This is a genomic window from Falsarthrobacter nasiphocae (assembly GCF_031456275.1).
Classification (GTDB): domain Bacteria; phylum Actinomycetota; class Actinomycetes; order Actinomycetales; family Micrococcaceae; genus Falsarthrobacter; species Falsarthrobacter nasiphocae.
The window spans coordinates 1,865,960-1,878,357 of record NZ_JAVDUI010000001.1 but is presented as its reverse complement, the minus strand read 5'-3'; the positions used below and the strand labels follow the sequence as shown (position 1 = coordinate 1,878,357).

9 protein-coding genes and 2 rRNA genes are annotated in these 12,398 nt (G+C 66.1%); 3 read left to right on the top strand and 8 right to left on the bottom strand.

The annotated features are described in order from the left end of the window. From recN to J2S35_RS08430, 6 genes are all read right to left on the bottom strand, one after another. Nucleotides 1–1,746, bottom strand: a complete 1,746-nt coding sequence (recN, locus tag J2S35_RS08455) for a DNA repair protein RecN (protein WP_309852200.1) — start codon at nt 1,744–1,746, stop codon at nt 1–3. Continuing rightward, nucleotides 1,743–2,765, bottom strand: a complete 1,023-nt coding sequence (locus tag J2S35_RS08450) for an NAD kinase (RefSeq protein WP_309852195.1) — start codon at nt 2,763–2,765, stop codon at nt 1,743–1,745. The genes recN and J2S35_RS08450 overlap by 4 nt, the downstream gene beginning before the upstream one ends. Before the next feature lie 126 nt (nt 2,766–2,891). Continuing rightward, nucleotides 2,892–3,794 carry a TlyA family RNA methyltransferase gene (locus J2S35_RS08445; protein WP_309852192.1) on the bottom strand — a complete coding sequence of 301 codons (903 nt, stop codon included), beginning with the start codon at nt 3,792–3,794 and terminating at the stop codon, nt 2,892–2,894. Beyond that, nucleotides 3,791–4,036: a hypothetical protein gene (locus tag J2S35_RS08440; protein ID WP_309852190.1), complete on the bottom strand. Its 246-nt coding sequence runs from the start codon at nt 4,034–4,036 to the stop codon at nt 3,791–3,793. The genes J2S35_RS08445 and J2S35_RS08440 overlap by 4 nt, the downstream gene beginning before the upstream one ends. Next, nucleotides 4,033–4,863: an HAD-IIA family hydrolase gene (locus tag J2S35_RS08435; RefSeq protein WP_309852185.1), complete on the bottom strand. Its 831-nt coding sequence runs from the start codon at nt 4,861–4,863 to the stop codon at nt 4,033–4,035. The genes J2S35_RS08440 and J2S35_RS08435 overlap by 4 nt, the downstream gene beginning before the upstream one ends. Further along, nucleotides 4,860–5,876 (bottom strand): hypothetical protein, encoded by a 1,017-nt coding sequence (locus tag J2S35_RS08430; RefSeq protein WP_309852182.1) that lies wholly within the window; start codon nt 5,874–5,876, stop codon nt 4,860–4,862. The genes J2S35_RS08435 and J2S35_RS08430 overlap by 4 nt, the downstream gene beginning before the upstream one ends. Nucleotides 5,877–5,879: 3 nt before the next feature. Between J2S35_RS08430 and J2S35_RS08425 the strand changes: the two genes are divergently transcribed. From J2S35_RS08425 to J2S35_RS08415, 3 genes are all read left to right on the top strand, one after another. Beyond that, entirely contained in the window at nt 5,880–6,854 is a 975-nt protein-coding gene (locus J2S35_RS08425; RefSeq protein ID WP_309852179.1) for a hypothetical protein, read from the top strand. A gap of 118 nt (nt 6,855–6,972) precedes the next feature. After that, the gene (locus J2S35_RS08420) at nt 6,973–7,929 is read left to right on the top strand and encodes a phosphotransferase family protein (protein ID WP_309852177.1); all 957 of its coding nucleotides are present in this window, start codon (nt 6,973–6,975) and stop codon (nt 7,927–7,929) included. Nucleotides 7,930–8,086: 157 nt separating this feature from the next. Next, the gene (locus J2S35_RS08415) at nt 8,087–8,728 is read left to right on the top strand and encodes a TetR/AcrR family transcriptional regulator (protein ID WP_309852173.1); all 642 of its coding nucleotides are present in this window, start codon (nt 8,087–8,089) and stop codon (nt 8,726–8,728) included. Nucleotides 8,729–8,925: 197 nt separating this feature from the next. Here J2S35_RS08415 and rrf read toward each other — a convergent pair. After that, nucleotides 8,926–9,042 (bottom strand): 5S ribosomal RNA (gene rrf, locus J2S35_RS08410). A 204-nt stretch (nt 9,043–9,246) separates the two neighbouring features. Further along, nucleotides 9,247–12,381: ribosomal RNA gene (locus J2S35_RS08405) — 23S ribosomal RNA — on the bottom strand. Nucleotides 12,382–12,398 lie beyond the last annotated feature (17 nt).

Sequence of the window (12,398 nt, the reverse complement as noted above, 5' to 3'; positions counted from 1 at the left end):
TCATGCACGGCGGTGCTGTCCCTTCTTCGTTGCCTCTCGCGAGCGCGCGGCGAAGGCCGCGGCGTCGTCGAGCAGTTCCTGAGCGTGCGCCTGGGCGGCGTCCGAGGTCTCGTGGCCGGCGAGCATGCGGGCGAGCTCCGTGACGCGTTCAGCGGCAGGCAGAACCCGGACGTCGGAGCTCGTCACTCCCTCGCTCTCCCCCTTGAGGATCCGCACGTGGGTCTGCGCGAACGCGGCGACCTGCGGCAAGTGCGTCACGACAATGACCTGCACGTGCTCGGCGAGCATCGCGAGCCGCTGCCCCACCGCGACGGCGGCCTTTCCGCCGACGCCCGCGTCGACCTCGTCGAAGACGAACGTCGGCACGGGGTCCGCGGTCCCGAGGACGACCTCGAGCGCGAGCATGACGCGCGAGAGCTCACCTCCCGAGGCGCCCTTCCCGAGGTTGAGTGCGGGGGCGCCGGGGTGCGGCGCCAGGAGGAGGGCGACGACGTCCGCGCCGTGCGGGGTGAGCGCCCCGGCCTCGGTGACCTCGACCGTGAGGCGGGCCGACGGCATCGCGAGCGCCGCGAGCTCCTCCGAGACCCGCCGGGCGAGCTCCGCGCCCGCCTGCGTGCGCAGCGCCGTGAGCTCGGACGCGAGGCTCGTCGCCTCCGCGTGGGCCGCGTCCCGCTCGGCGGCGAGCCGCTCGAGTGTGGCGTCGTCGTTGCCGATCTCCTCGAGCCGCGGCCGCTTCTCCTCCGCCCAGGCGAGGACCGCCTCAGGGGTGGGCCCGTAGCGCCGGGTGACGTGGGCGATCGCGGCGCGGCGCTCCTGGATCTCGTCGAGCCGCTGCGGCCCCTCGGTGTCGAGGTCCGTGACGAACGCCGCGGCCTCGACAGCGACGTCGTTGAGGTCCGCGGAGACCGTCTCGAGGCGGGCGGCGAGCCGGCTGAGCACCGGGTCCTCCTCGGACTCGAGTGCGCGCTTGGCTGCCTCGACGAGGCCCAGGGCCGTGGGCGCGTCGCTCGCGTCTTCCGTGCCGGTGAGGGCCTCGCCCGCGAGGGCGCCCGCGCGGCGCAGGCCCTCGACGTTCTCGAGGCGGAGGGCGGCCTCCTTGAGGGCCTCGTCCTCGCCGGGCTGGACGTCGAGCGCGTCGATCTCCTTCAGCGCCGCCCGCAGCTGCTCGGCCTCAAGGAGACGCTCCCGGGCCGTCGCCGAGATCTCCTCGTGGAGGGCGCGGGCCGTCTCGTAGGCGCGGAACGCCGCCTTGTACTGGGCCTTGACGCGGGCCAGCTCCTCGCCGCCGAAGCGGTCGAGGGCGCGGCGCTGGGCTGAGGCGGTCGCGAGCCTGAGCTGCGCCGTCTGCCCGTGGACGGCCACGAGGGAGCGGCCGATCTCCCCGAGGGTCGCCGCCGGGACGGTCCGGCCCGAGACGATGGCCCGGGAGCGGCCGCTCGCTGAGAGCGTCCGGGCCAGAATGAGCTCCTCGCGGGGGCCGTCCTCCTCCGCCGCACCAGCCTCGACGGCGACGTCCCACGCAGGGGACTCCGCGGGGACAGCGATGATCGCCTCGGCCCCCGCCTTGGAGCTGCCGACCCGCACGCGGGCCGCCTCGACCTTGTCGCCGAGGATCATCGAGAGGGCCGTGAGGATCATCGTCTTTCCCGCGCCCGTCTCGCCCGTGAGGACGGTCAGGCCAGGCGAGAGCTCGAGGCTCGCCTCCTCGATCACCCCGATGTCGCTGATGCGGATCTCTTCAATCACGAGTGCTCCCTTTCAGAACTCGACTCGCCCGCCGCCAGGCCCCCGTCGTCGGCCAAGGCCCCCGGAGGGCAGCCGTCCGAGGCGAGGGACGGCGGGGCGCCCGGGACACTGTCCGCGCCCCGCCACCCCTGGGTGGGCAGATGAAACTTGCGGACCAGGCGCTCGGAGAAGGGCGTCCGGTTCAGGCGGGCGATCCGCACGGACCGCTCCGCGCGCTCGATGTCCACGCGGGCGCCGGGACCGAGCTCGATCTCCTCCCGGCCGTCGCTCCACAGCACGCCCCGGGCGTCCGTGCGGTGCAGCAGCTGCACCGACACATGCGAGCGAGGCGAGATGACGAGAGGCCTCGCGAAGAGCGCGTGCGCGGCGATGGGCGTCACGACGATCGCCTCGACCTCCGGCCAGACGACCGGGCCGCCAGCAGAGAACGAGTACGCGGTGGAGCCCGTCGGCGTGGAGATGCAGATGCCGTCGCAGCCGTACGAGGAGACCGGGCGGTCATCGACGCCGAGGACGACCTCGATCATCCGGGCCCGGTTCTCCTTCTCGATGGCCGCCTCGTTGAGGGCCCACGTGCGGTGCACCGTCTGGTCCCCGTCAACGACCGTCACCTGCAGGGCCAAACGCTCCTCCACCGTGTACCGGCGCTCGACGACGGCGCGGACCGTGTCCGCGAGATCCGCCCGCTCGCTCTCCGCGAGGAAGCCCACGTGGCCGAGGTTCACGCCGAGCAGCGGCACGTCGGCCTCGCGGACGACCGCGGCAGCCCGGAGGATCGACCCGTCCCCGCCGAGGACCATGCACAGCTCAACCGGCTGGGCGTCCTCCAGGGCCTCAACCACGAGGATGCCGGGCGCGGCCTCAAGGAGCGCCGGGTGCTCCTCCGCGTCCGCGGCGAGCAGGACAGGAGTGATGTGGGACGCCGCCAGCTGGACGAGTGCCTCGCGGGCGGCCCGCACGGCGTCCTCCCGGCCCAAGTGGGCCCGCACAAGGACGCGCCTCTCCTCGGAGCGTGTCATGGTCGGTCCCCTCCTCGTTCCTCACGGCGTTCCTCGGCTCGCCCACTGTCCGGCATCCCGATGTGGCAGCGTCACCCGACACGGGCCGCCTGGTCATCCCGATGAGACACGGCTCCTGGGCCGGCGTCACCCCGGCGGCGCGTCGAAGGCCCCCGCCGAGCGAAGCTGAGCGAGCGCCTCGGTCACGTCGATCATACGGCCCGCCCCCTGAGCGTTCCCAGGGGTGCGGGGCCCTGCCTCCGCCGCGGGGCGCGTGTCGGCGGCGGCCGGGGCGTCGTCGTCCACCCCTGCGGTCCCGCGCACCCAGTGCGCGAAGTACTCACGGTTGCCGTCCTGCCCCGGCAGGGGCGAGGGGGCCACCGCGCTCAGCGCCAGCCCATGCCGCTCCCCAGCCTCAAGGACCCGGCGCACCGCGGCCTCGCGGGCCAGCGGATCGCGGACCACGCCGCCACGGACCCGCTCTCGCCCCGCCTCGAACTGCGGCTTGATCATGAGAACCAGGTCCCCGCCCGGCACGGTGGCCCCGGCGAGAGGACCCAGCACGAGCGTCAACGAGATGAAGGAGAGATCCCCCACCGTGACGTCCACTGGGCCGCCGATCATCTCCGGTGTCAGGGCCCGCACGTTGAGGCCCTCGTGCACGTCCACGCGCGAGTCCGCCCGCAGAGAGTCCACGAGCTGCCCGTGCCCCACATCGACGGCTACCACGCGACCCGCGCCCGCGCGCAGCAGGACATCCGTGAAGCCGCCTGTCGACGCGCCCGCGTCGAGACAGCGCCGCCCAGCCACCGAGACACCCGGAAGCGCTCCCAGCGCCCCGTAGAGCTTCTGGCCCGCCCTCGAGACGAAGTCCGGCGTGGCGCCCTCCACGACCTCCACAACGTCCTCCGGCGAGACCCTGGCCCCCGGTTTGGCGGCGGCACGGCCGTTGACCCGCACCCGCCCCTCCGCGACGAGGGCCGCAGCGTGCGTGCGAGAGGAGGCGAGGCCCCGCTCCGCGAGGGCGACGTCCAGGCGGGTGCCGCTCATACCCGTCCCTCGGGGGTGCGCGGCGCGTGGCCCGCGGCGTCATCGGGTTGCGGGGCGGCCTGGCCCGCCGCGGGGGCGTCAGGAATGCGCTCGTCCTCGAGGAGGCGGCGGAGCTCGGGCTCCATGTCCTGCACGCTCACCTCGCCTGCGAGCATGCGCTCCTCAAGTCGCGCGGCCCTCGCCTGCCAGGCGGCATCCTCCGCCGCCGGGTTGCCGGCTGCGCTGCGTTGCGCGCCCGTCACCGTGCGTCCAGAGAGAACGACGACGCCTCCCCGTTCACCAAGTCCCGGAGCGACCCGATGACGAAGTCCGGGCGCTGGTCCGCGCTGGCGGCCTCCGCCGACTCGCGGGAGTCGATGCCCGTGAGCACGAGGGCCGAGGCGAAGCCAGACGCCCTGCCCCCCGCGATGTCCGTGTCGAGACGGTCCCCCACCACGAGCGGCCGGCTGCACCCCAGTGCCTTGGCTGCCCGGTGGAAAATTGCAGGCTCCGGCTTGCCCGCCACGACTGGGTCCCGGCCGGTTGCGCGCCGGACGCCCTCGACGAGGGAGCCGTTGCCGGGGGCGATGCCCTCTGCCCGCGGGATCGTCGCGTCCATGTTCGTGGCGATCCAGTCCGCCCCCGCCTCGATCGCGTAGCTCGCCGCGGCCAGGTGGCGCCACCCCGTCTCGGGGCTGAAGCCCTGGACGACGACGTCGCAGCCCTCCCCCGCCTCCATGGCGTCAAGGCCCACGACCGTGAAACCAGCGTCCGTCACGAGGTCCGCCAGGGACGGGCTCCCCACGACGAAGACACGTGCGCCCTTCTCAGCGCGGTCATCGAGGAGTGACATGGCTGTCCGGGCGGACCCGAAGACGGTGCTCTCCTCCGCGGGCACGCCGAGCTCGCGCAGGTGTGCCGCGACGTCCGCTTCCGAGCGGGAGGCGTTGTTCGTCACGAAGCCCACGGGCCGCCCCGCGTCCCGGAGCGCCGTGATGGACTCCGGGGCGCCGTCAATGGCCCCCTGGCCGGCGTACACGACGCCGTCCAGGTCGAACAAGAAACCGTCGAACTCCTCAATGAAGGTCACTGTCCCGCGTCCTCCCGGTCTGCGCGGTCCTGGTCGGCGTCGTCACGGTCTGCGCTGGCGCCGTCAGCATCGTTGCGGCCAGCGTCGTCGGCGCCCTCGCGCGCCTCGGACACGACGGGTGCCTCAGCCTCCGGCGCGCTCGGGTCGACGGCGGTGGATCCGGTCTCGGCGTCATCGGCGCTGCTGGGCGTCTCGTCGTCGGACTCGGTGCCCGCGCGGCTGGCCTCGTCGTCGTCCGCGTCCGTCCGCGCCCCGCGGTCAACGTCGTCGTCCGCGTAGCCGCCGTCCAGCGAGGTCTCCTCGTCCTCGAGGTCCTCCTCCACGTCATAGAACTCGACGTCGTCCTCGTCATCGGCGATCCCCAGCGCGCGCTCAGCGACAACCGCCTGCGCGAACCAGGTGTCCGCCTCGCCCTCACGCCCAACGTTCGTCAGCGCCTCGCCGTATGCGCGGAACAGGCGCGGCGAGAAGCTGAAGCCCTTGGTCAGGTCCAGCTGCGGCACCTCGAGGGCGGCCAGGGCCTCATCGAATCGCTCGAGGTCCCCGAGGGCGCCGGCGGCGACAATCGCCATCTCGACCTTGCCGGAGGTGTCCAGCGAGGACGCCTCCTCGCTGCGCGCCAGCTCCAGGGCCTTCTCGGGGCGGCCGAGGCCCCGCTCAGAATCGGCCATGAGCGGCAGGTGAATGTTGGAGCCGCTGATGCGGCGGAACGTCCGCAGCTCGCGCAGAGCCGCCGCGTACTCGCCGGCGGCGTAGGCGGCCACGCCCACGGCCTCCCGGACCAGGGAGACCCGCCCGCCGGACTGGGCAGCCGCAGAGGCGTGCTCAAACGCGCGGCGCGGGTCCTCATCCAGGTAGCGCCCCGCCATGACGAGGTGCTGGGCCACACGCTCTGCGTTCTTCGCCTCGAGGGTGCGGAGCTCAGCGAGGGTGCCCTTGTCGAGCTCCTTGCCCGTCACATCCTTGTCGATGGGCGGCGCCTTGGGGCCTGCCGGGCGACGACGGTCCCCCATGGCGTGTGCATCACCGTCGCGAGAGGCCGGACCGCGCCCGGCCGGGCGGCCGCCGCGGTCCTCACGGGGGCCTCGGAACCCACCGCGGTCCTCGCGGGGACGCTCATCCCGGCTGCCACGGAAGCCACCGCGGTCTTCACGCTTCTGGAAGCCACCGCGATCCTCGCGACGCTCAAAACCGCCGCGCTCCTCACGCTTCTGGAAACCACCGCGATCCTCACGGGGACGCTCATCCCGGTTGCCCCGGAAACCACCACGGTCCTCACGGGGTCCACGGAATCCACCACGGTCCTCACGCTTCTGGAAGCCGCCGCGATCTTCGCGACCCTGGAACCCGCCACGATCCTCACGGGGACGCTCGTCCCGGTTGCCACGGAATCCACCGCGGTCATCGCGACCCTGGAACCCGCCACGATCCTCACGGGGACGCTCGTCCCGGTTGCCACGGAACCCGCCACGGTCATCGCGACCCTGGAACCCGCCACGATCCTCACGCGGCCCACGGAATCCACCACGGTCTTCCCGACCCTGGAACCCACCACGATCCTCACGCGGCCCACGGAATCCACCACGGTCTTCCCGACCCTGGAACCCACCACGATCCTCACGCGGCCCACGGAATCCACCACGGTCTTCACGCTTCTGGAAGCCACCGCGATCTTCGCGACCCTGGAACCCGCCACGATCCTCACGCGGTCCACGGAATCCACCGCGATCCTCACGGGGACGCTCGTCCCGGTTGCCCCGGAACCCGCCACGATCCTCACGACCCTGGAACCCGCCACGATCCTCACGGGGTCCACGGAATCCACCGCGATCCTCACGGGGACGCTCGTCCCGGTTGCCCCGGAACCCGCCGCGATCCTCACGACCCTGGAACCCGCCACGGTCCTCACGCGGCCCACGGAATCCACCGCGGTCATCGCGACCCTTGAAGCCACCACGATCCGATCGCGCGTCGTTGAATCGGTCGCCTGAACCAGCCATGGGTGCTGTCCTCCGTAGTGAAAAGTCTGTGTGTGCGGGTGCCCCGCACGGAGCTGTCAGTCTATCGCCCCACACTGCGCCGCCGAGCGGCGACCCATAGAATGGCCCCATGAATCCACCCCTGCCCTCCCCCACCGACATCTGGGACCGGGCCGAAATGGCCTGGCTCAAGGACGTCTTCGGATCCTTCTCCGTCGAGGCAGATCTGTCCTGGGGCATCCAGGGAATTCAGGTGACGAAAATCGACACGACCCGCGGCCCCGTCGTCGTGAAATCCGGGAAGAAGTGGGTGCGGCCGGACGCCGAAGGCGAGCAGCGCGCATTGGACCCCGAACCCAATCCGCACAATCTTCGTGAGATCCGCGCCTATACCCAGTGGATGCCTCAACACAATGACCTCGCCCCGCAGCTGATTGCGGCGGAACCTCGGCTCGGGATTCTCGCCATCTCGTTCCTTGACGGAGATCTCGTCTTGGGCTCCGCGCAGGTCGAAAACCCCGAGGTGTGGCAGGCCGCTGGTGAAACGACGCGGCGCTTCCATGGCGAAGCTCGACGCGTCACAAGCTCATTCGACGGCGGGAATCTCTCGCTCCTGCCAAACCGGGTCGACGCAGCTGAGAAGGGGGCGGAATGGCTGCCGACGGACCCCAACTTGCGTTCACGCGTCATGGCCGTGGCCGAGACAGCCCGCGCATTCCTCCGGACCGCGATACCTCGCGAACTCCCTCTCTACCCGACCCACGCGGACAACTCGCCGCGCAACTGGATGATGACACCCCAGGGATTCCGGCTCATCGACTTTGGCCGCGCAGGGATAAGGCCCCGATACACGGAACTCGACTTCGCGTGGGGTGCCCCAGGACCGTGCAGGGAGGCATTCATGAACGGACTCGGCGTCCCCACCGACCTTGCTGCGTGGGATGAGCACGAGCGGGCCTCGTGCCAGCTGTACCTGCTCGCACAGTATTTCCGTAGCCTTGAGTGGGCGTGGGAGCACGGCGACCATGGCTTCTACAGTGAGGTCCTCAACCGCGACGAGACCATTCACCAATTCAGCACCGTGTAGGAGACCGAACGGCGCTCTAGGTGGCGCTTCAGCCAAGCACTGTCAACGCGGTCTGGACATGCAAGCACGAACGCCGCGCGGACCAAAACCTCCAATGTGGGCAGACTCATGACGAACGTCCAGGCAACGGCCTCGCCCGATCAATAGGCTTGAATGCGTGCAAGAACGAACAAGGCCTCAGAACGACGAACACTCAACCGGGCCCACGCGCCGCGGCCCCTACAAGAAGAGCGGACGCCGCCGCGCTGCCATAGCGCAGGCTGCCATGCGTGTCTTCTCCGTGCACGGATTCCATGGCGGGTCGGTCCAGGCGATCGCCGCGGCAGCGAAGATCTCGCCTGCCACATTGCTGCACCACTTCCCCTCGAAGAAGCATCTGTTGGAGAGCGTCCTTGAGCTGAAGAACGACCGCACCTCAAAGGCCGAAAGCGTTCTCCTTGGGCAACATGCCCCGCCCATGCGGGAAGCCATCAAGCCGGTCTGTGAGTCTTACGAGTCCACTCCGGAGCTGCGCACCCTGTATTGCATCCTGGCCTCCGAAGCCATCCATCCTCAGCACCCAGCGCATCCACACTTCAAGGAACGCTTCAATGTCAGTCGAAACGTGCTGGAGCGCGCCCTCGAACGGGAGCGTCAAGCCGGGCGGCTGCGTCCGTACGTTGACATCCCGGCCACTGCTGCCAACCTCATGGCGACCTGGTACGGGCTACAGCTTCAGCGTGCGTACACGCCTGATATCGACGTCGTCCAGCATTTCATGCACGCCGTGGACCAAGTGCTTCTCCCGGAAGAGGACTGAGAAACGACGAGGCACGAGCGAGGCCCCTCTTGGGGCCCAGCGGTGCGCCCGCGCCCGTTACGTTGACCGGGTTCGGCAACGGTGACAGGCGCGGGCAGGGCGAATGCGGGCGGCCCGGGGTGCAGATTCTGGGCATAAAAAAGAGAGGGAAGAAAAAGAACAGTGTATGTTCTTTTTCTTCCCTCTCAGGAAAAATTGTCCGGCTGCGACCTACTCTCCCACACCCTCACGAGTGCAGTACCATGGGCGCTGTGGGCCTTAGCTTCCGGGTTCGGGATGGGACCGGGCGTTTCCCCCACGCTATGACAGCCGTAACACTATACCCAACACCCACACACACATGGCGGGCTGGGAAACCTATGATCAAAACATATCCTACCACAACCCACAGCCAATCCACAAAAGACAGACCACAAAGGGGGGGTGGTGGGGTTCTTGATCAAGAACCGCATAGGGACGCGAACACAACAGTCATTGCGACGTGCACAATCAACACCCACACACAAACGGTGTGGGGGGTGGTGTAAGTTATCGGCTTATTAGTACCGGTCAGCTCCACGGGTCTTTAGTCCCCGCTTCCACATCCGGCCTATCAACCCACTGGTCTAGGTGGGAGCCTCTCACACCAAAAGGTGCATGGAAATCTCATCTCGAAGTGGGCTTCCCGCTTAGATGCTTTCAGCGGTTATCCCTTCCGAACGTAGCGAATCAGCGGTGCACCTGGCGGTACAACTGACATACCAGAGGTTCGTCCGTCCCGGTCCTCTCGTACTAAGGACAGATCTTCTCAAATTTCCTGCGCGCGCAGCGGATAGGGACCGAACTGTCTCACGACGTTCTAAACCCAGCTCGCGTACCGCTTTAATGGGCGAACAGCCCAACCCTTGGGACCTACTCCAGCCCCAGGATGCGACGAGCCGACATCGAGGTGCCAAACCATGCCGTCGATATGGACTCTTGGGCAAGATCAGCCTGTTATCCCCGAGGTACCTTTTATCCGTTGAGCGACGGCCATTCCACAATGTACCGCCGGATCACTAGTCCCGACTTTCGTCCCTGCTCGAGATGTCTCTCTCACAGTCAAGCTCCCTTGTGCACTTACACTCGACACCTGATTGCCAACCAGGCTGAGGGAACCTTTGGGCGCCTCCGTTACTCTTTAGGAGGCAACCGCCCCAGTTAAACTACCCATCAGGCACTGTCCCTGACCCAGATCATGGGCCGAAGTTAGATATCCACGATAGCCAGAGTGGTATTTCAACGATGACTCCACGAACACTAGCGTGCCCGCTTCACAGTCTCCCACCTATCCTACACAAGCTACAGCGAATACCAATACCAAACTATAGTAAAGGTCTCGGGGTCTTTCCGTCCTGCTGCGCGTAACGAGCATCTTTACTCGTACTGCAATTTCGCCGAGTTTATGGTTGAGACAGCGGGGAAGTCGTTACTCCATTCGTGCAGGTCGGAACTTACCCGACAAGGAATTTCGCTACCTTAGGATGGTTATAGTTACCACCGCCGTTTACTGGGGCTTAAATTCTCAGCTTCACACCCAAAGGATGTTAACCGGTCCTCTTAACCTTCCAGCACCGGGCAGGAGTCAGTCCGTATACATCGTCTTGCGACTTCGCACGGACCTGTGTTTTTAGTAAACAGTCGCTTCCCCCTGGTCTCTGCGACCCTGACCCGCTCACCACAGCATGTGTGGATCACAGTTGGGGTCCCCCTTCTCCCGAAGTTACGGGGGCATTTTGCCGAGTTCCTTAACCATAATTCTCTCGATCGCCTTAGTATTCTCTACCTGATCACCTGTGTCGGTTTGGGGTACGGGCAACAGCCAACCTCGCGTCGATGCTTTTCTCGGCAGCATAGGATCACTCAATCCCCCCAAACGGGGGTCCCATCAGATCTCAGGCTCACACGTGACGGATTTGCCAATCACGCACCCTACATCCTTAGACCAACTCTTCCAATCGTTGGCTGAGCTACCTTCCTGCGTCACACCTGTTAATACGCTTACCTCCCCAGTTCAGGTCCCGCGCTCCCCGTCACAGTCATCACAAAACCAAAGGCCTTGCAACAATCACGGACGGTTCGGGCGGTTAGTATCACCAGCTCAGTATGGGCGGTTGACCACTGGTACGGGAATATTAACCCGTTGTCCATCGACTACGCCTGTCGGCCTCGCCTTAGGTCCCGACTAACCCAGGGCAGATTAGCTTGACCCTGGAACCCTTGATCATCCGGCGGACGGGTTTCTCACCCGTCTTTCGCTACTCATGCCTGCATTCTCACTCGTGTGGGCTCCACGACTAGTTCACACTGCCGCTTCACTGCCCACACGACGCTCCCCTACCCATCCAGACAACTGAACCACGAAGGCTAGTCGAATATCTGAATGCCACAACTTCGGCGGTGTACTTGAGCCCCGCTACATTGTCGGCGCGGAATCACTTGACCAGTGAGCTATTACGCACTCTTTCAAGGGTGGCTGCTTCTAAGCCAACCTCCTGGTTGTCACAGCAACTCCACATCCTTTCCCACTTAGCACACGCTTAGGGGCCTTAGTTGGTGGTCTGGGCTGTTTCCCTCTCGACTATGAAGCTTATCCCCCACAGTCTCACTGCTACGCTCTCACTTACCGGCATTCGGAGTTTGGCTGACGTCAGTAACCTTGTAGGGCCCATCGGCCATCCAGTAGCTCTACCTCCGGCAAGAAACACGTAACGCTGCACCTAAATGCATTTCGGGGAGAACCAGCTATCACGAAGTTTGATTGGCCTTTCACCCCTACCCACAGCTCATCCCCTCCATTTTCAACTGAAGTGGGTTCGGTCCTCCACGACGTCTTACCGTCGCTTCAACCTGGCCATGGGTAGATCACTTCGCTTCGGGTCTAGACCGTGCCACTCAAACGCCCTATTCAGACTCGCTTTCGCTACGGCTTCCCCACACGGGTTAACCTCGCGACACAGCACTAACTCGCAGGCTCATTCTTCAAAAGGCACGCTATCACCCCACAAAAAGGGCTTTAACGGATTGTAGGCACACGGTTTCAGGTACTATTTCACTCCCCTCCCGGGGTACTTTTCACCTTTCCCTCACGGTACTTGTCCGCTATCGGTCATCAGGAAGTATTTAGGCTTACCAGGTGGTCCTGGCAGATTCACACGGGATTTCTCGGGCCCCGTCCTACTTGGGAAACAACACACAAGCGCACGCACGTAACCGGTTACGGGACTCACACCCTCTCTGGTCGGCCATTCAAAACCGTTCACCTCACGCCATGCCATCCTTGCCACAGAAAAGCAGCCCTGTGACGGTTGCTCCCACAACCCCGCTGATGCAACCCCTGCTCGGTATCACACACCAACGGTTTAGCCTCATCCGCTTTCGCTCGCCACTACTCACGGAATCACTTTTGTTTTCTCTTCCTATGGGTACTGAGATGTTTCACTTCCCCACGTTCCCTCCACATGGCCTATGCGTTCAGCCATGGGTCACCGCATCAAGTGCGGCGGGGTTCCCCCATTCGGACATCCTGGGATCAACGCTCGGTTATCAACTCCCCCAGGCTTTTCGCAGATTCCCACGTCCTTCATCGGCTCCTGATGCCAAGGCATCCACCGTGCGCCCTTAAAAACTTGACCACACCACACAACACCCA

Excerpts from the sequence above, each read along its gene's own strand:
- J2S35_RS08445 (WP_309852192.1), bottom strand. The coding sequence starts at position 3,794 with ATGAGCGGCACCCGCCTGGACGTCGCCCTCGCGGAGCGGGGCCTCGCC.
- J2S35_RS08450 (WP_309852195.1), bottom strand. The coding sequence starts at position 2,765 with ATGACACGCTCCGAGGAGAGGCGCGTCCTTGTGCGGGCCCACTTGGGC.
- J2S35_RS08430 (WP_309852182.1), bottom strand. The coding sequence starts at position 5,876 with ATGGGGGACCGTCGTCGCCCGGCAGGCCCCAAGGCGCCGCCCATCGAC.
- J2S35_RS08420 (WP_309852177.1), top strand. The coding sequence starts at position 6,973 with ATGAATCCACCCCTGCCCTCCCCCACCGACATCTGGGACCGGGCCGAA.